Below are 22,360 nucleotides of genomic sequence, written 5' to 3' on the forward strand. Positions count from 1 at the left end.
TCAACTTTAACAAAAGTTTTAACTACATTAATTTACATTGGAATCTTTTCATTAACATTAAATGCCCTTTGTTGCGTAATAACCTTGCATATCATTCGGATTTAGTGTTGTTGAATCGTGTCCGTTTTAGACGTAAATCAGTTTCGCCAATCTATTTTGACAGGATTTGGCCGCGATTCCTCCCCCCAAGTAGGGGTATTTTCTTGATCTGTGACACGCTTTTGTTAATTACATCTGGAAAACGGCAACAATCCGTCCGGTTTTTTAACATTAGCAGGAAGTATTGAAACTGCAGCTAAAAACAGGGAAACAATGGTCGCTTTCAATCCAACTCATTGATTCATATATCAATAAATTATTAAACTGCTTAAAATCCTTGTAAAATATAAAAAAAAAGAGCCACTGACCTCATTTTGTCGATCGGCGGCTCTTTTTTACACTTACATTTTGTTACCGGATTATTGTGATCGATATATGATAATTTCGCTTTATGAAACCAGAGATCCGTCTCCCCCTTCCGGGGTATACAGCGTTTCCGTGTTCCACGGATTATGGTCCTGGCTCAGGGACTGAAAAATCGCCTGCGCCAGCTCGTTTTCCCGCTGTGGATTGCAGCTCAGCACATAGTGGGTATCCGGTAGGCTTGGCAAACCATCGCTTTTACCCGGCACGCGCAGTTCCGGACTCATCATTTCTACCGGACGCGCGGTGACGCCAAGCCCCGCTTTCACCGCCGCCTTCACCCCGGCCAGAGAACTGGCGGCATGCGCCAGATGCCAGGGGACCTGCGCGGCATTCAGCGCCGAGATGATATCTTCGCGAAACGGCCCGGACTCTTCGAGCAGCACCAGCGGAACAGATTCACCGTGCGCCAGTACGTAATCCGCGGCGCAATACCACAGCGTCGGCGAGGTACGCAGCGTCAGGACATCAAATTCGCCGGTTTGATGAGTGGTTAACGCCAGGTCAATCTCGCCGCTGCCCAACTTCGCAACGATATCGGCGTAATTCAGGACCTTAATTTCCAGCGTCAGTTTGGGATAGAAGCTGCCGATTCGATTGAGCAGATAAGGCAGGATGGTATCCGCCGTTTCATCGGAGGCGCCGATAGTCAACGTCCCCTGCAAACTGCCAAACATCAGCGACATGCAGGCTTCATCATTAAAACGCAGTATTTTGCGCGCGTAGCTGAGCAGTTGGATCCCCTGCTCGGTCAGTAATTTATTACGCCCATGACGAGCGAAAAGCTCTTTGCCAACCAGTTGCTCCAGTCGCTGCATCTGCTGGCTGACGGCGGACTGGGTACGACATACCGCGGCAGCGGCCGCCGCAAAGGTACTCAGATCGGCGACGGCGACGAAGGTCCGCAGCAGATCGAGATCGAGATTTAGTATCGGACGATTTGCATTTATCATATTTCTTCACTTACAGGCGCTAATGCTGGCCTGCCTTGTTGATGCTGTATCCAGGTTTCCGGCTATTCCATGAGCCTCGTGCCGAGCGGACAATTGCCGCGGATGACAACTGGAAGAACGTCATTGCATGTGAAAGCACTCGTTCGCGACAAATGTGCGAAAAATTTGAGTAATATTTTGTTCGTAGCTCTACGCATTTTTAATTACTGAGACTTACGTTATGTGATGAATCTCAAACAAAGTCTGCAATAACAAATGTCGTTACGACCGGAAGCCCGACACAGATAACAACGTTTGCTGGAACACAAACAAAAAAGTCTGCAATAACAATATATTAATAAAATCACGCCGTTAAACAGAGGTTTATACGTCGATATTAACCGTCATATCCTAACCGAAAACCACAATATTTATAAGCGCTAATCAGTATTATCTAAGGTAATTTTAAACATTTTTGCAGCACTATAATTAAATTAACAAAAGCCGAAATAATCGATGCGATCAAATATACCTGATTCATTAACTGGCATGTTTTATTAAAAAAAATTAACATAGTTGCTACAGTTGTCGTCGCCCTCTTTCTTATTAGCATAGTGTCTTTTAGCGGTTAAAATTCAGGCAAGCCGCTTTTTCCTTCAGCAACAAACCAGATAAACATCCATACAATTGCGCAATATGCGCAACATAAAACCATTCAAAAACCCATATCAGGCACATTATATAAAGAATAACGCCATTACACAGATAAATTCATTACTCTAAAAAAATACTATTCGCAAAATCTTCTCCTGTTAACCCTTCAAAACAGCGGGGATGCGGAGTACATTGTTCCGTGCTGACTTCCACGGCAGGGAGTGGCGATAACAGCTAAAAGGTCAAAGGTTCATGTCCCCTATCGAAAAATCCAGCAAGTTAGAGAATGTCTGTTACGACATCCGCGGTCCGGTTCTAAAAGAAGCAAAACGCCTTGAAGAAGAAGGCAACAAGGTACTCAAGCTGAATATCGGCAACCCGGCGCCGTTCGGCTTTGATGCGCCTGACGAAATCCTCGTCGACGTTATCCGCAATCTGCCGACCGCCCAGGGCTACAGCGACTCAAAAGGTCTCTATTCCGCCCGTAAAGCAATTATGCAGCACTACCAGGCGCGCGGAATGCGCGATGTTACCGTGGAAGATATCTATATCGGTAACGGCGTTTCAGAGCTAATCGTCCAGGCCATGCAGGCGCTGCTCAACAGCGGCGACGAAATGCTCGTTCCGGCCCCGGACTACCCGCTGTGGACCGCGGCTGTCTCGCTTTCCAGCGGCAAAGCGGTGCACTATCTGTGCGACGAATCTTCAGACTGGTTCCCGGACCTCGACGATATCCGCGCCAAAATTACGCCACGCACCCGCGGGATCGTCATCATTAATCCGAATAACCCAACGGGCGCCGTTTATTCCAAAGAGCTGCTGCAGGAGATAGTCGAGATCGCCCGTCAGCACAACCTGATTATTTTCGCCGACGAAATCTACGACAAGATCCTGTATGACGACGCCGAACACCACTCTATCGCCGCGCTGGCGCCGGATATGCTGACCGTCACCTTCAACGGACTGTCGAAGACCTATCGCGTCGCCGGTTTCCGCCAGGGCTGGATGGTGCTGAACGGGCCGAAAAAGCACGCCAAAGGCTATATCGAAGGGCTGGAAATGCTGGCCTCAATGCGTCTGTGCGCGAATGTCCCGGCGCAACACGCTATCCAAACCGCGCTGGGCGGCTACCAGAGCATTAGCGAATTTATCATTCCGGGCGGGCGTTTGTATGAGCAGCGCAACCGCGCCTGGGAGTTAATCAACGAGATCCCGGGCGTCTCCTGCGTCAAGCCGAAAGGCGCGCTGTATATGTTCCCGAAAATCGATGCTAAACGCTTTAATATCCACGATGACCAGAAAATGGTGCTCGATTTCCTGCTACAGGAGAAAGTGCTGCTGGTTCAGGGTACCGCCTTTAACTGGCCGTGGCCGGATCACGTGCGTATCGTCACCCTGCCGCGTGAAGATGACCTGGAAATGGCAATTTCCCGCTTTGGCCGTTTCCTCTCCGGCTATCATCAGCTTTAATCGCGCCGCCGCCGGTATTTGCATCCGGCGGCGATCCCTGCGCACAATGGAACCTGATGTTGTCACCGCTTAAGGGTTCCTATGAGTCAGAGTCATTTCTTTGCCCACCTCTCCCGCCTGAAACTAATTAACCGCTGGCCATTGATGCGCAACGTGCGTACCGAGAACGTCTCCGAGCACAGTTTGCAGGTGGCGATGGTCGCCCACGCGCTGGCGGCGATTAAGAACCGCAAGTTTGGCGGCCAGGTCAGCGCCGAACGTATTGCCCTGCTGGCGATGTATCACGATGCCTCCGAGGTACTCACCGGCGATCTGCCCACGCCGGTGAAATACTTCAATTCGCAGATTGCCCAGGAATATAAGGCGATTGAGAAAATCGCTCAGCAAAAACTGGTCGATATGGTTCCCGATGAGCTGCGCGATATCTTTGAGCCCCTGATTGATGAGCACCATTACAGTGAAGAAGAACAGTCGATTGTGAAGCAGGCCGACGCCCTGTGCGCCTATCTGAAATGTCTTGAAGAGCTTTCCGCCGGCAATAACGAATTCCTGCTGGCTAAAGGTCGGCTGGAAAAAACGCTGGAGTCGCGCCGCAGCCCGGAGATGGATTACTTTATGCAGGTGTTTGTCCCGAGCTTCCAGCTGTCGCTTGATGAAATCAGCCAGGATTCACCGCTTTAATATACGGGCCGGGCATCCCCTGCCCGGCCTGAATGAATTAAAACGGAAAGAGTACCGGGATCAGCAGCACGCAGACCACCATCACCAGTACGGTGAAGGGCACACCGATTTTGACAAAATCACTGAACGAATATTTACCGGGTCCGAGCACCAGCGTGTTAACCGGTGAAGAGACCGGGGTCATGAAGGCCGCCGAAGCCGCCATCGCCACCACCATGGCGAAGGGATACGGCGATACCCCCATCGATTTCGCCGCCGCCAGAGCAATCGGCGCCATCAGCACCGCCGTCGCGGTGTTAGAGATAAACAGACCAATCGCCGCGCACATCACAAACAGACAACCCAGCATCAAATAGGGGCCTTTACTCCCGGCGACGTCCATTAACCCCTGCACCACCAAATCCACGCCGCCGGTTTTCTGCAATGCCAGGGCAAACGGCATCATCCCCACGATCAAAATGATGCTCGGCCAGTGAATCGCCTTGTAGGCGCTCTCGGCGTTGATGCAGCGAAACTTGCCCATCAACAGGCAGGCGATGATTGCGGCAATGGGGTTGGGGATTTCATCGGTAAGCATCAGCGCTACCATCAACACCAGGCAGAATATGGCGTGCGGCGCCTGACTGTGCGCTGGCGAAGCATCGTTGACCTCTACCGGCATATTCAGCACCACAAAATCGCGGCCACGTTTCGCCAGCATGGCTATCTGCCGCCAGTTGCCGACCACCAGCATAATATCGCCTAACTGGAGAGGTTCATCGACTACCGCCCCGTCGAGCGCTTTACCATCGCGCTTCAAACCAACGATATTCAGACCAAAACGGGTACGAAAGGCCATCTCGCGCACCGTTTTACCGATAAGCTCTGAATCAGGGATTAACGAGACTTCAGCCATGCCGACGTCAAGCGCCTGATCGGCAAAGTATTCGCCGCGCAGCACCATCGGTTCGAGCATCTGCTCGCCACAGAACTGTCGCAAATCGACGTCGGAGGCTGACATATCGATCAGCAACACGTCACGGGCGCGAAACTCCGATACCCCGTTAACGTTGACAATCACCCGGCGAAAACGCCGCCAGCGTTCGACGCCGATAACGTTGGCGCAGTAGCGTTCACGCAGCTTTAAATCATCAAGCCGCTGGCCGATCATCGGCGAGCCCGGACGAATCGCCAACCGGCGCGCCCTGCCGGTAAGGCGGTACTCTTTGATTAAATCACGAAAGGTGCTTTTCTTGCGCACATCGCGAGCGGCGCTGTCATCTTCGCTCTTCAGCATAAAGCGCATCACCAGCATATAGACGATACCCAACACCAGCACCACCAGGCCAATCGGGGTCACGCTGAAGAAGCTGAATCCATGCAACCCTTCGCGCAGCAGTTCACTGTTGACCACCAGGTTCGGCGGCGTCGCCACCAGGGTCATCATGCCGCTAATCAGCCCGGCGAAGCTTAGCGGCATCATCAGCCGCGATGGCGAGGTATTCATGCGCAACGAGACGCTGAGCACCACCGGAATAAATATCGCCACGACACCGGTTGAGCTCATAAACGCGCCCAGCCCGGCAACGGTGAGCATCAGATAGACCAGCATTTTGGTTTCGCTATTGCCGGCAACCTTGACCAGCCAGGAGCCCATTTTAGTCGCCACGCCGGTGCGCACCAGGCCATCGCCAATGATAAATAGCGCAGCAATAAGAATAACGTTCGGATCGCTAAAGCCGGAGAAGGCCTCGCTGAGGGTTAACGTACCGCTAAGCACAAACGCAACAATGATCATCAGCGCGATGGCATCCATGCGCACCTTGCCGGTTGCAAACAAGACAACCGCGATGGCCAGTAGCGATAACACCCAAATCAATTCACCGTTCACAACTTATCCTTGTCTGAAGAGGGAGCCGGAATTGTGGCATAAAAAAGCCCCGGCGACGCGGGGCTAAATCATGAGATTATGCTTTAAGATTCACCTGAACATTGCCGTCCGCCTGCCGCTCAATGCGCAAGCTCTCGAGGGTTGTCAGCACCAGATCGGCTTCATCAAGACGCGGCGCATCCGCCGGAACGTTGACGGCGATGGTGCGGCATCCGGCAGCCAGCCCGGAAAGCAGCCCCGCCGGCGCATCTTCAACCACCGCGCACTGTTGCGCCGGTATCCCCAGCAGTTCAGCGCCAAGCAGATAGGCATCCGGCGCCGGTTTCCCCTTCTTCACCTGCTCGGCGGTGACAAACACTTTCGGCATCGGCAGACCTGCCGCGCGGTGGCGGGCGTGAGCGACCGGAATGGAGCCCGAAGTCACGATAGCCCACGGGATCCCCGCTTCATTAAGCGTATTCAGCAAGCTTAACGCGCCCGGCAGTGCGACAATGCCTTCGATATCAGTGGCTTCAATCTGCTCAAGAAAGCGGAACTCGGCCTGAATATCCTCTTCGCTGCGCCCCGGCATAAAATGACGAATCGAAGTGATGGCCTGTTTACCGTGAATGAAACCGAGAATCTCATCGTGCGGAATGCCGAAACGATCGCCCCATTTACACCATGAACGCTCGACTACCGGCAAAGAATCCACCAGCGTCCCGTCGAGATCGAACAGGAAACCTTTACACTGCACGGGCACCTCCATCAGGCATTAATAATTTGGTTAATTTCGTTACTACTCAAGTGATACTGGCGCGGACAGGAGTGCCAGGCGGCCAGCATACGCTGGTATTTTTCCCACATCGGCGTCTGCGAGTTAAAGCCGTGAGTTCCTGCGTCGAAGTGGCTATAGCGCCCTTCTACATTGACCATAAAGCGCACGTAGCCGAGATAGCGGGCTTCTGTGGCGACATCAAAGCCAAGGAAGGTGACCCGGCGTTCATCAATAGCGGAGGCATCCTTCAGGTTGGTCCACGAGACGTGCAGCGCGTGGTACATCTCCATGATATCGATAATAGTCCGGCAGGTTTCTTCCGTCAGTTGGCCAAATTCGCGGTCCAGCTCGCGCATTTGCAGCCCATATCCACGCTCGATGATGGTCTGTAGACGGCGGTAACGTTCGGCGTTGTCCGGGTCGAGCATAGTCATCATCTTGTACTGATTGGACAAAATCAGACGCTGCGCATTGGTCATTTCCATTTTTGACTCCTGTAGCACTTACGGCGTGAAATAAAGAAGGCGCATAAATCATGCGCCTTCTTTTATATGCGTTTTCCGTATGGAATTACAAATCATCAAGGAAAGTTTTATCCAGTTGTTTGAAGGCGCGCTTAAGCGTGTCAGCCAGCGCCTGGTAATCCGGCTTGCCGTCAACCGGCGCTAACGCCTGCCCGGCCTCTTGTAATTTGCCGCGCACTTCATAAAACCAGTTCAATATTGATGGCGGTAATGGCGTCACGGAACGCTTGCCCAACCACCACAGCCCCTGCATCGGCAGGCTTAAGGCAAATAGCGCGGTGGCGACGGCCGGGCCGAGCTGCCCGCCGAGCGCTATCTGCCAGCATAAGGTGAAGACCGCAACCGGCGGCATGATGCGAATCGCGTAGCGAGTGGCGCGAATAATGCGGTTTTCGATAAACACCGGCGCCAGCCGTTTATCGAGGGGCCAGGTCTTCGCATAGTGCTGCCCGCGACGAAACAAGCTAAAAAAGCTAACGGGGCGATTCTCAGGGGTCGACATGGCTATACCTCAACTTTACATATAAAACTTAAAATTTTCGTGCAAAACACCAACTGTGCATGACAACGTTCAAAAGATTTTGGCAATGGGTGCGGCAATCAGGTATCCTGTGCCCACCTGAGAGGGCGGTTAGACCCTTTTACCAGGTTAGTCAAATTATCGCATATTCTGCTGCTGGCGGAAAATTATGCAAAATGACATAAAATCATATGTACTTCCCTCATCGTGCCAGAAAACAGAACAAGGCATGATGTTAATCATAAATGTCGATGTCATCCTGCGCTACGCTTTGTGACACACTGATGTTTTTTTAGCCACGTATCATAAAAGGTACTTCCATGTCGAGTAAGTTAGTACTGGTTCTGAACTGCGGTAGCTCTTCCCTGAAATTTGCTATCCTGGATGCCGTTAACGGTGACGAATATCTCTCCGGTTTAGCCGAATGTTTCCATCTTCCTGAAGCCCGTATCAAATGGAAAATGGACGGCGGCAAACACGAAGCTGAGTTAGGCGCAGGCGCCGCTCACAGTGAAGCGCTGAACTTTATCGTTAACACTATTCTGGCACAAAAACCAGAACTGTCAGCACAGCTGACCGCAATTGGCCATCGTATCGTTCACGGCGGTGAAAAATACACCAGTTCCGTTGTCATCGACGATTCCGTTATTCAGGGCATCAAAGACTCCGCTTCCTTCGCACCGCTGCACAACCCGGCGCACCTGATCGGTATCGCTGAAGCGCTGAAATCCTTCCCGCACCTGAAAGACAAGAACGTTGCCGTGTTCGACACCGCGTTCCATCAGACCATGCCGGAAGAGTCCTACCTGTATGCCCTGCCGTACAGCCTGTACAAAGAGCACGGCGTACGTCGTTACGGCGCGCACGGCACCAGCCACTACTATGTGACTCAGGAAGCCGCTAAGGTTCTGAACAAGCCGGTTGAAGAACTGAACATCATCACCTGCCACCTCGGCAACGGCGGTTCCGTTTCCGCTATCCGTAACGGTAAATGCGTTGATACCTCCATGGGTCTGACCCCGCTGGAAGGTCTGGTGATGGGTACTCGCTCTGGCGATATCGACCCGGCAATCATTTTCCACCTGCACGACGCGCTGGGTATGAGCGTAGATGCTATCAACAAAATGCTGACCAAAGAGTCCGGCCTGCTGGGTCTGACCGAAGTCACCAGCGACTGCCGCTACGTTGAAGACAACTACGCGGATAAAGCTGACGCTAAGCGCGCAATGGACGTTTACTGTCACCGCCTGGCGAAGTACATCGGTTCTTACACTGCGCTGATGGACGGTCGTCTGGACGCGGTTATCTTCACCGGTGGTATCGGTGAAAACGCCGCGATGGTTCGTGAACTGTCCCTGGGTAAACTGGGCGTTCTGGGCTTCGAAGTTGATCACGAGCGTAACCTGGCTGCCCGTTTCGGCAAGTCTGGCTTCATCAACAAAGAAGGCACCCGCCCTGCCGTGGTTATCCCGACCAACGAAGAGCTGGTGATCGCTCAAGACGCACACCGTCTGACCGCTTAATTCCACACCGCCAGCGATAACCCTGACGTCTTCGAGTTGCCACTTGAAGCATGACGGTAAGCTGGCGGTGCTGTTTTGTATCCCGCCTAAAACTGGCGGTAACGAAAGAGGATATATCGTGTCCCGTACTATCATGCTGATCCCTACCGGAACCAGCGTAGGCCTGACCAGCGTCAGCCTCGGTGTTATCCGCGCTATGGAACGCAAAGGCGTTCGCCTGAGCGTCTTTAAACCTATCGCCCAGCCGCGTTCCGGTGGCGATACTCCGGACCAGACTACCACCATCGTTCGCGCCAGCTCTTCAACGACGACTGCCGCTGAGCCGATGAACATGAGCCACGTTGAGTCGCTGCTGTCCAGCAACCAGAAAGACGTGCTGATGGAAGAGATCATCGCCAACTACCATGCCAACACTCAGGATGCTGAAGTGGTGCTGGTTGAAGGCCTGGTCCCGACCCGTAAACACCAGTTCGCTCAGTCTCTGAACTACGAAATCGCAAAAACGCTTAACGCGGAAATCGTCTTCGTGATGTCTCAGGGCACCGATACCCCGGAACAGCTGAACGAGCGTATCGAACTGACTCGCAACAGCTTCGGCGGCGCGAAAAACACCAGCATCACTGGCGTTATCGTTAACAAACTGAATGCTCCGGTTGATGAACAAGGCCGTACACGCCCTGACCTGTCCGAAATCTTCGACGACTCGTCTAAAGCGAAAGTCGTGAAGATCGACCCGGCTCAACTGCAGAATGGCAGCCCGCTGCCGGTGCTGGGCGCGGTGCCATGGAGCTTCGACCTGATCGCCACGCGCGCTATCGACATGGCGCATCACCTGAATGCGACCGTGATCAACGAAGGCGACATCAATACTCGCCGCGTGAAGTCTGTAACCTTCTGCGCGCGCAGCATTCCGCACATGCTGGAACACTTCCGTCCGGGTTCTCTGCTGGTGACTTCCGCAGACCGTCCAGACGTACTGGTCGCTGCCTGCCTGGCGGCGATGAACGGCGTAGAAATCGGCGCTATCCTGCTGACCGGCGGCTATGAAATGGACGCGCGCATCAGCAAGCTGTGCGAACGTGCTTTCGCCACCGGCCTGCCGGTATTCATGGTTAACACCAACACCTGGCAGACCTCTCTGAGCCTGCAGAGCTTCAACCTGGAAGTACCGGTTGACGATCACGAGCGCATCGAGAAAGTACAGGAATACGTTGCCAACTATATCAACGCCGACTGGATCGAATCGCTGACCGCGACCTCCGAGCGCAGCCGTCGTCTGTCTCCGCCAGCCTTCCGCTACCAGCTGACCGAGCTGGCGCGTAAAGCGGGCAAACGCGTCGTTCTGCCGGAAGGCGACGAACCGCGTACCGTTAAAGCGGCGGCCATCTGTGCTGAGCGCGGTATTGCCACCTGCGTGCTGCTGGGCAACCCGGATGAGATCAACCGCGTTGCGGCCTCTCAGGGCGTAGAGCTGGGCGCTGGTATTGAAATCGTCGATCCGGAAGTGGTTCGCGAAAGCTACGTGGCGCGTCTGGTCGAACTGCGTAAGAACAAAGGCATGACCGAAGCGGTTGCGCGCGAACAGCTGGAAGATAACGTGGTTCTCGGCACCCTGATGCTGGAACAAGACGAAGTCGACGGCCTGGTATCCGGCGCGGTTCACACCACCGCCAATACCATCCGTCCGCCGCTGCAGCTTATCAAAACGGCGCCGGGCAGCTCGCTGGTCTCTTCCGTATTCTTCATGCTGCTGCCGGAACAGGTTTACGTTTACGGCGACTGCGCGATCAACCCGGATCCGACTGCTGAACAGCTGGCGGAAATCGCAATTCAGTCCGCTGATTCCGCGATTGCCTTCGGTATCGAACCGCGCGTAGCGATGCTCTCCTACTCCACCGGCACCTCCGGCGCAGGTAGCGATGTAGAAAAAGTACGCGAAGCGACTCGTCTGGCGCAGGAAAAACGTCCTGACCTGATGATCGACGGTCCGCTGCAGTATGATGCCGCGGTAATGGCCGACGTAGCGAAGTCCAAAGCGCCGAACTCTCCGGTAGCTGGCCGCGCAACCGTGTTCATCTTCCCGGATCTGAACACAGGTAACACCACTTACAAAGCCGTACAGCGTTCCGCTGACCTGATCTCCATCGGGCCGATGCTGCAGGGTATGCGTAAGCCGGTAAACGACCTGTCCCGCGGCGCGCTGGTAGACGATATCGTCTACACCATCGCACTGACGGCGATTCAGTCTTCTCAGCAGCAGAACTAATCTTCCGCTGAGACAAGAAAGGCAGCCAAATGGCTGCCTTTTTTTGACGCTAACGCGTAAAGGAAATTACGCTTCGTCTTCTTCCGGCTCGTCGCGTTCGTGGCCGGTATTGCCCGCATTACGGGTCATCCACAGCGCCAGCGCTTTCAGCGAATCGGCGGTGAACTCATCGCAGCGCGCGGTGATCTCTTCCGGCGTCAGCCAGCATACTTCGCTAACCTCTTCTTCCTGCAGGGCGAACGGGCCATGAGAAACACAGCTAAACAGGCTGCCCCAGACGCGGCAGTGTTTATCTTCGTAATAGAATTGGCCATGATCGGCAAAAGGCACGCCCGCAATCCCCAGCTCTTCTTCCGCTTCGCGGCGCGCCGAGTCCAGCAGCTGTTCATCCGCCTGCACCACGCCGCCGGCGGTCGCATCCAGCATACCCGGCATGAAATCTTTGCTCTCGGTACGGCGCTGCACCAGAATTTTGCCCATCCCATCATGAACCACAATATAGGTCGCGCGGTGACGCAGACACTGCGCGCGCATTTGCTCGCGGCTGGACTGTGCTATCACCTCATTGTTTTCATTAACAATATCGACCCATTCTGTGCTTGCCAAATGCTTCTGTTCCGCCATCAGGAAACCTTACTTTTAAGCGCTCTCGCGGCGCGTCTTTACGATTGAGGGGTAAATTACGGGTAAATCGCGGCCTCTGCAATAACCTGATTATCTTTGAGTGCGAAAACCTGCAGCCGATCATCTTCCAGCATGCCGTAGCTGGCGGCAAAGCCGCCTTTCGGGATGCTCACAGAACCAGGATTGAAGAGGAAAATATCGCCGCGTTTCTCGGCAACCGGAATATGAGTATGACCATAAGCCAGTACATCGCCAGCGGCGAGCGGCGGCAAATTATCCGGACTATAGAGATGACCGTGGGTCAGAAACAGGCGGTAGCGTTCGCTAAGCACCTGCTGCCAGGGGGCGGTAATGGGGAAATGCAGCAGCATTTGATCGACTTCGCTATCACAGTTACCGCGGACGGCGATAATCCGCTGCGCGACGCTGTTCAGCCGCTCGGCGACCTGCGCCGGCGCATACCCTTCCGGCAGCGCGTTGCGCGGCCCGTGATTAAGCACATCGCCGAGGATAACCAGCCACTGCGCCCCGCTCTGCGCGAAGCGTTCCAGAACGCGTTCGGTCGCAGGCAGCGAGCCGTGAATATCGGATGCGAACATCAGTTTCATATCAACCCCTTACCAGACAATACGGTCTGTCTATGATAACGGAACTGCCTGCGCTTATCAGCCGCTACGTTTAGCCGACAGTGCGGCATAACGCTGAACAGATGCCCGTTGCCACTGGAAGGTCGCGTAGTCCGCCAGCGCTTCCGGCACCTCGTCGCCGTTCAGCACCAGACGGTTTAGCATCAGCGCAAGATCGGCATCGGCAATACACCATTCGCCAAACAGATTCTGCCCGCCATGCGCCAAAAGCGCGCCGGCGGTCGCAAAGAGTTTAGCCGCGCTGGTTTGCCCCGCCGCGCTAAGCGCGGGCTTCTTCGCGCCGCCAAACACCACGTCGGTAGAACGTTCTTCGCGTATGGGCATCAGATCGCTTCGCAGCCAGGCCTGCACCTGCCGCGCCCGCGCGCGTTTTTGCAGGTCGTGCGGATACAAGCGCTCCCACTCCGGCGGCGCAAAGCGTTCGTCAAGGTATTCGGTAATGGCCGAGGATTCGCTTAGCGAAAAATTATCCACTTCCAGCAGCGGCACGCGCCGTGTCGCGGAGTAGCCCTTCCAGCCCGGCTGCAGATGCTCGCCGCTGTCGAGATTGACGGTTTTAAGGGTGAACGGCAGGCTTTTTTCCTGCAGCGCCACATACACGGACATCACATAGGGGGAGAAAAAATCGGCATCGGACCACAGGGTAATAACAGGCTGATTCATGACATCCTCAATGAAGCCAGGGGGAGATAAATCAACATAGCTGGTCTGCTATAAGATGTCACTGGCAGCCGCATGAGGATTTCGCAATATAATCTTTGCCCCGCGATGGCGCAGGTCGCCTATACTCGAAACGTTTGCGACCTTCGATGGCGGGAGACCTCATGATCGATCTTTACTATGCACCCACCCCCAACGGCCACAAAATCATCCTTTTTCTGGAAGAGGCGCAGCTGGCCTATCGCCTGATACGCGTCGATATCGGCAAAGGTGAACAGTTTCGCCCGCAGTTTCTGGCTATCTCGCCAAATAATAAGATCCCGGCGATCGTTGACCACGTTCCGGTCGACGGCGGCGCGCCGTTAAGCCTGTTTGAGTCCGGAGAGATCCTGCTCTATCTGGCGGAAAAATCGGGAAAATTACTGAGCGGCGAGCTGCGCGAACGGCATACCACCCTGCAATGGCTATTCTGGCAGGTTGCAGGCTTGGGGCCGATGCTTGGGCAAAACCACCACTTTAATCATCACGCGCCTCAGGCTGTCCCCTACGCCATTGAACGCTATCAGGTCGAAAGCCAGCGCCTCTATGGCGTAATGAACCGGCGTCTTGAAGCCAGTCCATGGTTGGGCGGCGAGCACTACAGTATCGCCGATATCGCCTGCTGGCCATGGATTAATGCCCACCAGCGCCAACGAATCGATCTTAGCCAGTTCCCGGCGGTGCATAACTGGTTTGAACGCATCCGCCAGCGCCCGGCAACGCAACAAGCGCTACTCAAAACGCAACATTATTAATCCCCTGCTCGCAGGGCGTGCTTTCATGTATGATTGCGGAAATTACTACACGGAGGAAGCCTGCAATGTCTCAGCCAGACGCCATTATTCGTATTAAGAACCTGCGCCTGCGTACTTTTATTGGAATCAAAGAGGAAGAGATCGCCAACCGTCAGGATGTATTGGTGAATGTGGTGATTCACTATCCGGCCGATAAGGCTCGCGACAGCGAAGACATCAATGATGCCCTGAACTATCGCACCATTACTAAGCGCATCATCAGCCATATCGAGAATAACCGCTTCTCGCTGCTGGAAAAATTAACCCAGGATGTGCTCAATATCGCATGCGAACATCACTGGGTCACTTATGCTGAAGTAGAGATCGATAAACTTCACGCGCTGCGCTATGCCGACTCAGTATCAATGACCATGAGCTGGCGGCGCTAAAACGTTTGTTAGGGAGGCGGTATGAAAATCCTGCTCACTGGCGGTACCGGGCTCATTGGTCGGCATCTTATTACCAGGCTGCTGGAACTTGGGCACCAGCTCACGGTTTCCACCCGCAACCCTGAACGCGCGAAAGCCCGTCTCGATCCCCGCGTCACGCTGTGGCGCGGTTTCGAAGGGCAAAACAACCTCGATGGCTTTGACGCCGTCATTAACCTTGCCGGCGAACCGATCGCCGATAAGCGCTGGACGGCAGAGCAAAAAGAGCGCCTGTGCCACAGCCGCTGGGACATCACCCGGCAACTGGTCGCGTTATTTAAAGCCAGCGAAACACCACCCTCCGTGCTGATTAGCGGTTCCGCTACCGGCTATTACGGCGATCTCGGTGAAGTCGTGGTAACCGAGGAAGAGCCGCCACACAACGAATTTACCCATAAACTTTGCGCCCGCTGGGAGCAAATCGCCTGTGAGGCGCAAAGCGATCGCACGCGCGTGTGCCTGTTGCGCACCGGCGTCGTATTAGCGCCGCGGGGCGGGATCCTGGCTAAAATGACGCCAGCGTTTAAGCTCGGCCTGGGCGGCCCTATCGGCGACGGTCGTCAGTATCTGGCGTGGATCCATATCGATGATATGGTGAACGGGATCTTGTGGCTGCTGGATAACGATCTGCGCGGCCCGTTCAATATGGTCTCACCCTATCCCGTACGTAACGAACAGTTTGCCCACGCGCTCGGCCACGCGCTCAATCGCCCGGCGATTTTCCGCGTTCCCGCCGCCGCCATTCGCCTGCTGATGGGAGAATCTTCAGTACTGGTGCTCGGCGGCCAGCGCGCGCTGCCTAAACGCCTGGAAGCCGCCGGCTTTAGCTTTCGCTGGTACGATCTGGAAGAGGCTCTGAAGGATGTGTTGAGCTAAGTCGATAAACGGGGAGCAACGGCTCCCCGTTCTCTTCCCTTGGGCGGAAGCCGCCTCGCAAATCGTTAATTCCTCGCTCTCCTTGCTACGCTTCTTGTGAAGCGCATTCCAACCGCAAAATTATTCTCCTGCCATAACGTCCTGACGAGGAATATACCCTCAAAAATCGTTGACAACCGTCAACACTCTTTTTATTCTGAGCAGGATTTGACGATGAAGGAACATCCGGACAAACATATCAGGAAGGCGATTGCCACGGCGCTGGCGCGGGGGTGGATATTGCTGCCTGCAGGTAAAAGCGCTCATTGCTTTGGCCGCCTCGTCTGCGGCGTGGCTGAACACCGTGAACATATGATGAGCATTTGGTCGACGCCCGCCGTCCCTGAAAACCACGCCCGGCAAATAATCAGAATGGTCGAACGGTGTCCCATCCCGGCTACCGCGCGCATCATGCATAAGGAACGCTAAACGATGCCGATATTTAATTTTACGCTGACGCTGTCCGGCGTCACCAGTCAAACGCCAGGACTGGAAGATGCGCTCTTTGCCGCAGGCTGTAGCGACGCGCTGGTCTGCTTTTACGGTACCGCGGTCTACCTTGAGTTCGATCGCGAGGGCCAATCGCTGGAGCAGGCGGCGCTATCCGCCATCCGCGATGTAGAAACCGCCGCGCTGCCAAGTATCCGCGTGGAGTCCATCGATTCGACACTGGTCGGGCTGAGCGATATCGCCGAACTTATCGGCGTCTCCCGCCAGGCGATCGCTCTATTAAAAGAGGGCGCTCGCGGCAGCGGGCGCTTTCCCGGCCCCGTACAGCGCGTGAAGGGCAATTCCCCTCTCTGGCGCTGGAAATCGGTCGTTGAATGGTTAGTCGCGGAAAAGCGCATCGCCGCCGATTCGCCGATGGTGGCTAACGCCCAACTGCTGGATAGCCTCAACCTGGCGCTACAGCTTCGCCGTTCACCGGAAAATCACCGCGTGCAGCGCTACCTGCAAAGTCTGAGCGCCACGCCACCCGCAGGCTGATTCGCGAGGGCGAGCATGTTACCCGGCGCAGTATGGTGGTAAAGTAGGCTTTCGTTTTAGCTGATTAACCGCTTTATGACTACGATAACCACGCCCCGCCTGTTGCTTTCCCGCTTCACTCCGGCCGATTGGCCCTTTTTTCTGCGTCTGCGTCAGGATCCTGACGTCATGCGTTACATGGGTGAGGTGTTAAGCGAAACGGCGCTACGCAGCGTGTTTGAATGCCGCTGCGAAGATGCCGGCGTCTTTGTATTGCGCGATTCTGCCGGCACACCGCTGGGAGATATTGGTCTGCGCATCAGTACGAAAAACCCCCACGAGGCAGACGTCGGCTACGCGCTACTGCCGCAAGCGCAGGGTCAGGGCTACGCCAGCGAAGCGCTGCGCGCGATTTGTGATTACGGCTTTACCATCCTTGGCATCAACGCCATTAATGCCTGGGTGCTTGGCAATAATTTGGGATCGTCCCGGCTGCTGGAAAAGCACGGTTTTGTACGCATTCAGGTGCTGGAAAATGCTTACCACCTCAACGGCGTGGATTACGATGATTGGATCTACCGGCTGGAGCGTTAAGTCATTCCCGGCGAGCAAACCCGCCGGGAAGAGGCGATTACTTCAGTGAACCTTTAAGGAACTGCTGCAGGCGCTGGCTTTTCGGGTTGCCGAACAGCTCGTCGGGATGCCCCTCTTCTTCGATTCTTCCCTGATGTAGGAAAATCACGTGTGAAGAGACGTGGCGGGCAAAGCCCATTTCGTGGGTGACGACCACCATGGTTTTCCCCTCTTCCGCCAGTTTTTGCATAATACGCAACACTTCGCCCACCAGCTCCGGATCCAGTGCCGATGTCGGTTCATCAAACAGCAGTACGTCCGGCTCCATCGCCAGCGCCCGCGCGATGGACACGCGCTGCTGCTGACCGCCGGAAAGATGTACCGGATATTTGATCTGCTGGCGTTCATCGATGCCGACTTTCGCCAGATACTTCACCGCCCGCTCGCGCGCTTCCTGTTTGTTAAGGCCGAGCACCTGAATCGGCGCCTCCATGACGTTTTCCAGTACCGTCATGTGGCTCCACAGGTTGAAGTGCTGGAACACCATCGTCAGTCGCGTGCGCAGCAGACGCAGCTGGTTTTTATCCGCTACCTTCAACTGGCCGTCTTTATCGCGCACCAGGCCAATATTCTGCCCGTTGACGATAATCGTTCCTTCGCTTGGCTTCTCAAGAAAGTTAATGCAGCGCAGGAAGGTACTTTTACCAGAACCCGATGAGCCGATAATACTAATCACGTCTCCGGCCTTCGCTTTCAGCGAGACGCCTTTCAGCACCTCGTGCTCGCCGTAACGTTTATGCAGATCGATAACGCTTAATTTATTGTCGGTCATGGCTTTCTCAGTGCGTCGAAGAAGGTTTGATATGCTGCAGCCAGCGCTTTTCTGCCTTGCGGAACAAGCTAATCAGCACATACGAAATAATTAAGTACAGTACCGCGGCGATACCGAAAGCGGTAAACGGCTGATAGGTCGCCGAGTTAATATCGCGCGCGATTTTCAGCAAATCCGGCACCGTGGCGGTAAACGCCAGCGCCGTCGAGTGCAGCATCAGAATGACTTCGTTGCTGTACGCGGGTAACGCAATACGTAGCGCAGAGGGCAAAATAATGCAGCGATACAGCTTAACTGACGAAAAGCCGTAAGCCCGCGCAGCTTCAATCTCGCCCGGCGCCACCGAACGAATCGCCCCGGCAAAAATCTCGGTGGTGTAGGCGCAGGTATTTAAGGTCAATGCCAACACCGTACAGTTCAGGCCGCTGCGGAAAAACGCATTCAATAGATCGCTGCCTTTGACGATTTCCAGCGTATACATCCCGGAGTAAAACACCAGCAGCTGCACGTACAGCGGCGTACCGCGGAAAATATAGGTAAACAGCCAGATCGGAAACTGAATGTATTTATTGCTCGATACGCGCCCGATGGCGAGAAACACCGCGAGGATGCCGCCCATCACCACTGAAGCAATCAACAGCCACAGGGTGATCGCCACGCCGGTAAAACGGTAACCGTCGGTCCACAGCAGGGATTTCCAGTACTCCTGAATAATTTCAATCACAGGTCAGCCCTCTTCACACCCACGGAGTAGCGGCGTTCAAGCAGCAGCAGCACACCATTGGAAATCGTGGTAAACACCAGATAGATCGCCCCGCAGACGATAGCGAAATAGAACGGCTGCCAGGTACTTTTGCCCGCCAGCTGCGTTGCCTTCACCACGTCTTCCAGACCGAGCAGCGACACCAGCGCAGTGGCTTTGAGAATGACCTGCCAGTTGTTGCCGATACCGGGCAGCGCATAGCGCATCATCGCCGGAAACAGGATGCGGCGGAACGTCTGCCAGCCGCTGAAGCCAAATGCCGTCGCCGCTTCAATATGGCCTTTCGGCACCGCCAGAAACGCGCCGCGGAAGGTTTCGGTGAAGTACGCGCCATAGATAAAGCCGAGGGTGATAATACCGGCAATCATCGGGTCAATATCAAATTGCGCCATGCCTAATGCATCGGTAATGCTGTTAAGGGCGATCTGCAGCCCATAGAAAATCAGCAGCATCAGCACCAGATCCGGCACCCCGCGGATCAACGTGGTATAGCCTTCAAACACCAGCGCCATAGGCCGGTTGGCGGATAGTTTCGCCCCCGCGCCCACCAGCCCGATAAGGACCGCCAGCACCACCGAGCTAAGCGCCAGCTCAAGGGTGACCAGCGCGCCCTGAAAAATAACCTGTGAGAACCCGTACAGCATGCTGTCTGCCCTGTCTGTCATCGATCGCCGCACGTGAAAACGCGTGCGGCGAGGTACTAACGATGATTAGTCGCCGTACACGTTAAAGTCGAAATATTTCTTCGCCAGCTTGTCGTAAGTGCCGTCTTTACGCATCTCGGCGAAAGCTTTATTTAGCGCCTCACGCAGCTCGGTGTCGTCTTTACGCAGGCCCATGCCGGTACCGACGCCAAATAACTTCTCATCCTTAATGGACGGGCCGCCAAACTGATAATCTTTGCCAATCGGCTGTTTGAGAAAACCTTCGCTGGCGGCGACCTCATCCTGGAACGCAGCGTCAATACGGCCCGCGGTCAGGTCGGAATAGATATTGTCCTGGCCCTGATAGGAGACAATTTCAATGCCTTTCGGCGCCCAATGCTCGTTGCCGTAGGTTTCCTGAGTGGTGCCCTGCAGTACGCCAATGCGCTTGCCTTTCAGCTTGCTCAGGTCTGGCGTAATATCGCTGCCCTTTTTCACCACCAGACGGGAGTCAGCGGCATAAAGTTTGTCGGTGAAGGCAATTTCCTGCTGGCGCTTTTCGGTAATCGACAGCGAGGACATAATCGCATCGATTTTCTTCGCTTTTAACGAGGGGATCAGCGCATCCAGCGGGTTTTCAACGAAGGTACATTGGGTATTAATACGCTTACACAGCTCTTTCGCCAGATCGATGTCAAAACCGATCAATTGCCCCTGCGCATTCTTCGATTCGAACGGCGCATAAGTAGGATCGGTACCAATACGGATTTTCTGTGGAATGGCTGCGAATACCGTGGAAACGCTGGAAAGGGCCAGCGCCAAAGAAAGAGACAACGCCAGTTTTTTCATAATTATCCTCAACAGACTGTCATTCTAACGGGTTTATTAGAAGCACTTACGCCAGTTATCGTGCCATTATTCGCCCTACCAAGGCAAAGCAAAATGCGCAGGAAAGCAGATTTTTTTGCATCAGAAACGCTTAACTATGCATTTTCTGAACAAAGAAAAACTGCTATCGCCCCATTCTGGTGCAAGCCGTCAACCGCTTGCACCTATCAAGGGCAACAATAACCGCGTCGCAATGGAGCGGCCTGGCATAACCAGACCGCTACAGTCTTAATCGCCGTAGACGTTAAAGTTGAAGTATTTCTTCGCCATTTTGTCGTAGGTGCCGTCTTTACGCATTTCACCCAGCGCTTTGTCGAACGCGGCTTTCAGCTCGCCATCTTCTTTGCGCAGGCCGATACCGGTACCATCGCCGAAGTATTTTTTGTCTTTAACGGAAGGACCGGCAAACGCGTAGTCTTTACCGGCAGGTTGTTTGAGGAAACCTTCACTGGCCGCGACTTCATCCTGCAGCGCCGCGTCAAGGCGCCCTGCGGCGAGGTCGGAATAGATGAGATCCTGGTTAGCATAGGCGACAACATCCACGCCCTGGCTGCGCCAGCGTTCGTTGGCATAGGCCTCCTGAGTAGAGCCCTGCAGTACGCCAACATGCTTGCCTTTCAGCGACTCCAGCGTAGGCTGAATCGGCGAGCCTTTTGCCGCGATCAGACGAGAATCTGCCGCGTACAGTTTGTCAGAGAAAGCAATCTCCTGCTGGCGTTTTTCGGTAATCGACAGCGACGAGATAATCGCGTCGATTTTCTTCGCTTTCAGCGAGGGGATCAGCGCGTCAAAATCGCTGCCCACCCAGGTGCACTTCACCTTGATGCGCGAGCACAGTTCATTGCCCAGATCGATGTCAAAGCCAATAAAGTTGCCCTTCGAATCCTTCGACGAGAAAGGCGCATAGGTGGTATCGGTGCCGATGCGGATACTTTGCGGCAGCGCCGCAGATACGCTGGCGGCGCTGCTGATTCCCATGATTAACGAGAGAGCCAGGATCGTCTTCTTCATAGAAAGCCCTTAAGTGTCGTGATGTTGTTATGTTGTGCGCTGTCTGGTTATGTATGTTGCCGACGGTTCTTGCAGGTTTTATGCCATTTTCCCGGTGCGTGCCGGTAATAGGGTTAAATTTGTTAATATAAAGTTGCAAGATTGTCTTAAGAGGGAAGATACCAGCATTGGCGGATAAACCGCAGCGGCAAAACGCAAAAAAACAAATTAAATGTCGAGGATTTGATCAGGACAACAAAAATGCACCAGCGGAAGGCAAAGGTAAATAAAATGCACCAAACAGGTGCATCAGGCCCCGCCCTGCCAGCGGGTAAACAGGTCCTGCGGCAGCTCAATATCAAACTGATCGACAACCCGATTAACCGTCTGATTAATCACATCGTCCAGCGTCTGCGGACGATGATAGAAGGCCGGCACCGGCGGCATAATCACCGCGCCCATTTCCGCCGCCTGCACCATTAAACGCAGATGCCCCAGGTGGAACGGCGTCTCGCGTACGCAAAGCACCAGCGGGCGGCGCTCTTTTAACACCACGTCCGCCGCGCGGGTCAGCAGACCGTCGGTATAGCTATTGACGATGCCAGAGAGCGTTTTCATCGAGCACGGTAGAATAACCATTCCACTGGTTTTAAACGAGCCGGAGGAGATGCTGGCGGCGATATCGCGCGCGTCGTGTACCACATCGGCTAGCGCCTGCACTTCCCGCAGCGAGTAGTCGGTTTCCAGCGACAGCGTCTGACGTGCAGCCTGGCTCATTATCAGATGGGTCTCGACCCCGGCGACATCACGCAGAACCTGTAGCAAGCGTACGCCGTAAATCGCGCCGCTGGCGCCGGAAATGCCGATAATGAGTCGTTTCACGATGTATTCCTCTTGCGCGTAATGCCGCAGACTTTGCCGGATTATAGTCCCCGACG

General features: G+C 54.5%; 24 protein-coding genes and 1 pseudogene. 11 read left to right on the forward strand and 14 right to left on the reverse strand.

Annotation, left to right across the window (positions count from 1 at the left end):
* Positions 1-488: 488 nt before the first annotated feature.
* The gene (locus PGR10_RS08780; protein WP_087860107.1) at positions 489-1,415 is read right to left on the reverse strand and encodes a LysR family transcriptional regulator; all 927 of its coding nucleotides are present in this window, start codon (positions 1,413-1,415) and stop codon (positions 489-491) included.
* A gap of 885 nt (positions 1,416-2,300) precedes the next feature.
* Between PGR10_RS08780 and alaA the strand changes: the two genes are divergently transcribed.
* Entirely contained in the window at positions 2,301-3,518 is a 1,218-nt protein-coding gene (alaA, locus tag PGR10_RS08785) for an alanine transaminase AlaA (RefSeq protein WP_015365583.1), read from the forward strand.
* Positions 3,519-3,599: 81 nt separating this feature from the next.
* Positions 3,600-4,199 carry a 5'-deoxynucleotidase gene (gene yfbR / locus PGR10_RS08790; protein WP_430923370.1) on the forward strand — a complete coding sequence of 200 codons (600 nt, stop codon included), beginning with the start codon at positions 3,600-3,602 and terminating at the stop codon, positions 4,197-4,199.
* Positions 4,200-4,236: 37 nt separating this feature from the next.
* On the opposite strand, the gene PGR10_RS08795 is transcribed toward yfbR, so the two are convergent.
* The 4 genes from PGR10_RS08795 to yfbV form a co-directional block, all read right to left on the reverse strand.
* Positions 4,237-6,069: an SLC13 family permease gene (locus PGR10_RS08795; protein WP_015365581.1), complete on the reverse strand. Its 1,833-nt coding sequence runs from the start codon at positions 6,067-6,069 to the stop codon at positions 4,237-4,239.
* A gap of 76 nt (positions 6,070-6,145) precedes the next feature.
* On the reverse strand, positions 6,146-6,805 hold the full coding sequence (locus tag PGR10_RS08800) for a sugar phosphatase (protein WP_087860199.1): 660 nt from the start codon (positions 6,803-6,805) through the stop codon (positions 6,146-6,148).
* 11 nt (positions 6,806-6,816) lie between these two features.
* The gene (locus tag PGR10_RS08805) at positions 6,817-7,311 is read right to left on the reverse strand and encodes a YfbU family protein (RefSeq protein ID WP_045391472.1); all 495 of its coding nucleotides are present in this window, start codon (positions 7,309-7,311) and stop codon (positions 6,817-6,819) included.
* An 85-nt stretch (positions 7,312-7,396) separates the two neighbouring features.
* Positions 7,397-7,852, reverse strand: a complete 456-nt coding sequence (gene yfbV, locus PGR10_RS08810; protein ID WP_015365578.1) for a terminus macrodomain insulation protein YfbV — start codon at positions 7,850-7,852, stop codon at positions 7,397-7,399.
* 338 nt (positions 7,853-8,190) lie between these two features.
* Here yfbV and ackA point away from each other — a divergent pair, with 338 nt between their 5' ends.
* A complete protein-coding gene (ackA, locus tag PGR10_RS08815; protein ID WP_045391478.1) occupies positions 8,191-9,393 on the forward strand; it encodes an acetate kinase in 1,203 nt (400 codons plus the stop codon).
* A gap of 118 nt (positions 9,394-9,511) precedes the next feature.
* Positions 9,512-11,659 carry a phosphate acetyltransferase gene (gene pta, locus PGR10_RS08820; protein WP_015706164.1) on the forward strand — a complete coding sequence of 716 codons (2,148 nt, stop codon included), beginning with the start codon at positions 9,512-9,514 and terminating at the stop codon, positions 11,657-11,659.
* A gap of 66 nt (positions 11,660-11,725) precedes the next feature.
* Here the strand turns inward: pta and yfcD are convergent, their stop codons facing one another.
* The 3 genes from yfcD to yfcF are packed head-to-tail and all read right to left on the reverse strand — an operon-like array spanning position 11,726 to position 13,593.
* A complete protein-coding gene (gene yfcD, locus PGR10_RS08825; protein WP_087860105.1) occupies positions 11,726-12,283 on the reverse strand; it encodes an NUDIX hydrolase YfcD in 558 nt (185 codons plus the stop codon).
* Positions 12,284-12,339: 56 nt separating this feature from the next.
* The gene (gene yfcE, locus PGR10_RS08830; protein WP_047043293.1) at positions 12,340-12,891 is read right to left on the reverse strand and encodes a phosphodiesterase; all 552 of its coding nucleotides are present in this window, start codon (positions 12,889-12,891) and stop codon (positions 12,340-12,342) included.
* Between the two features lie 57 nt (positions 12,892-12,948).
* A complete protein-coding gene (gene yfcF / locus PGR10_RS08835; RefSeq protein WP_015365572.1) occupies positions 12,949-13,593 on the reverse strand; it encodes a glutathione transferase in 645 nt (214 codons plus the stop codon).
* Positions 13,594-13,754: 161 nt separating this feature from the next.
* Between yfcF and yfcG the strand changes: the two genes are divergently transcribed.
* The 6 genes and pseudogenes from yfcG to PGR10_RS08865 all read left to right on the forward strand — a co-directional run bounded on the left by yfcG (position 13,755) and on the right by PGR10_RS08865 (position 17,375).
* Positions 13,755-14,384, forward strand: coding sequence for a GSH-dependent disulfide bond oxidoreductase (yfcG, locus tag PGR10_RS08840; protein WP_087860104.1), 630 nt, complete (start codon positions 13,755-13,757; stop codon positions 14,382-14,384).
* 65 nt (positions 14,385-14,449) lie between these two features.
* Positions 14,450-14,812 carry a dihydroneopterin triphosphate 2'-epimerase gene (folX, locus tag PGR10_RS08845; RefSeq protein ID WP_015365570.1) on the forward strand — a complete coding sequence of 121 codons (363 nt, stop codon included), beginning with the start codon at positions 14,450-14,452 and terminating at the stop codon, positions 14,810-14,812.
* A 21-nt stretch (positions 14,813-14,833) separates the two neighbouring features.
* Positions 14,834-15,727 carry a TIGR01777 family oxidoreductase gene (locus tag PGR10_RS08850; protein ID WP_032708789.1) on the forward strand — a complete coding sequence of 298 codons (894 nt, stop codon included), beginning with the start codon at positions 14,834-14,836 and terminating at the stop codon, positions 15,725-15,727.
* Positions 15,728-15,940: 213 nt separating this feature from the next.
* On the forward strand, positions 15,941-16,195 hold the full coding sequence (locus PGR10_RS08855; protein ID WP_045376936.1) for a hypothetical protein: 255 nt from the start codon (positions 15,941-15,943) through the stop codon (positions 16,193-16,195).
* 3 nt (positions 16,196-16,198) lie between these two features.
* Positions 16,199-16,753: a DNA-binding protein gene (locus PGR10_RS08860; protein WP_113374318.1), complete on the forward strand. Its 555-nt coding sequence runs from the start codon at positions 16,199-16,201 to the stop codon at positions 16,751-16,753.
* A 75-nt stretch (positions 16,754-16,828) separates the two neighbouring features.
* Positions 16,829-17,375 (forward strand): annotated as a pseudogene (locus PGR10_RS08865) (GNAT family N-acetyltransferase).
* Here PGR10_RS08865 and hisP read toward each other — a convergent pair.
* From hisP to argT, 5 genes are all read right to left on the reverse strand, one after another.
* Complete coding sequence (gene hisP, locus PGR10_RS08870; protein ID WP_015365566.1) at positions 17,364-18,137, reverse strand: histidine ABC transporter ATP-binding protein HisP; 774 nt, start codon at positions 18,135-18,137, stop codon at positions 17,364-17,366. The pseudogene PGR10_RS08865 and the gene hisP overlap by 12 nt on opposite strands.
* 7 nt (positions 18,138-18,144) lie before the next feature.
* Entirely contained in the window at positions 18,145-18,861 is a 717-nt protein-coding gene (locus PGR10_RS08875; protein WP_015365565.1) for an ABC transporter permease, read from the reverse strand.
* A complete protein-coding gene (locus PGR10_RS08880) occupies positions 18,858-19,544 on the reverse strand; it encodes a histidine ABC transporter permease HisQ (RefSeq protein ID WP_015365564.1) in 687 nt (228 codons plus the stop codon). Before PGR10_RS08880 ends, PGR10_RS08875 begins: the two co-directional genes overlap by 4 nt.
* A gap of 66 nt (positions 19,545-19,610) precedes the next feature.
* Entirely contained in the window at positions 19,611-20,393 is a 783-nt protein-coding gene (gene hisJ, locus PGR10_RS08885) for a histidine ABC transporter substrate-binding protein HisJ (protein WP_015365563.1), read from the reverse strand.
* Between the two features lie 267 nt (positions 20,394-20,660).
* Positions 20,661-21,443, reverse strand: coding sequence for a lysine/arginine/ornithine ABC transporter substrate-binding protein ArgT (gene argT, locus PGR10_RS08890; protein WP_015365561.1), 783 nt, complete (start codon positions 21,441-21,443; stop codon positions 20,661-20,663).
* Positions 21,444-21,492: 49 nt separating this feature from the next.
* Between argT and PGR10_RS08895 the strand changes: the two genes are divergently transcribed.
* Entirely contained in the window at positions 21,493-21,621 is a 129-nt protein-coding gene (locus PGR10_RS08895) for a hypothetical protein (protein ID WP_162750213.1), read from the forward strand.
* A gap of 110 nt (positions 21,622-21,731) precedes the next feature.
* On the opposite strand, the gene PGR10_RS08900 is transcribed toward PGR10_RS08895, so the two are convergent.
* A complete protein-coding gene (locus PGR10_RS08900) occupies positions 21,732-22,304 on the reverse strand; it encodes a UbiX family flavin prenyltransferase (RefSeq protein WP_087860198.1) in 573 nt (190 codons plus the stop codon).
* Between the last annotated feature and the right edge of the window lie 56 nt (positions 22,305-22,360).

It is taken from the genome of Klebsiella sp. 141198 (genome assembly GCF_050600785.1).
Lineage (GTDB): Bacteria > Pseudomonadota > Gammaproteobacteria > Enterobacterales > Enterobacteriaceae > Klebsiella > Klebsiella aerogenes.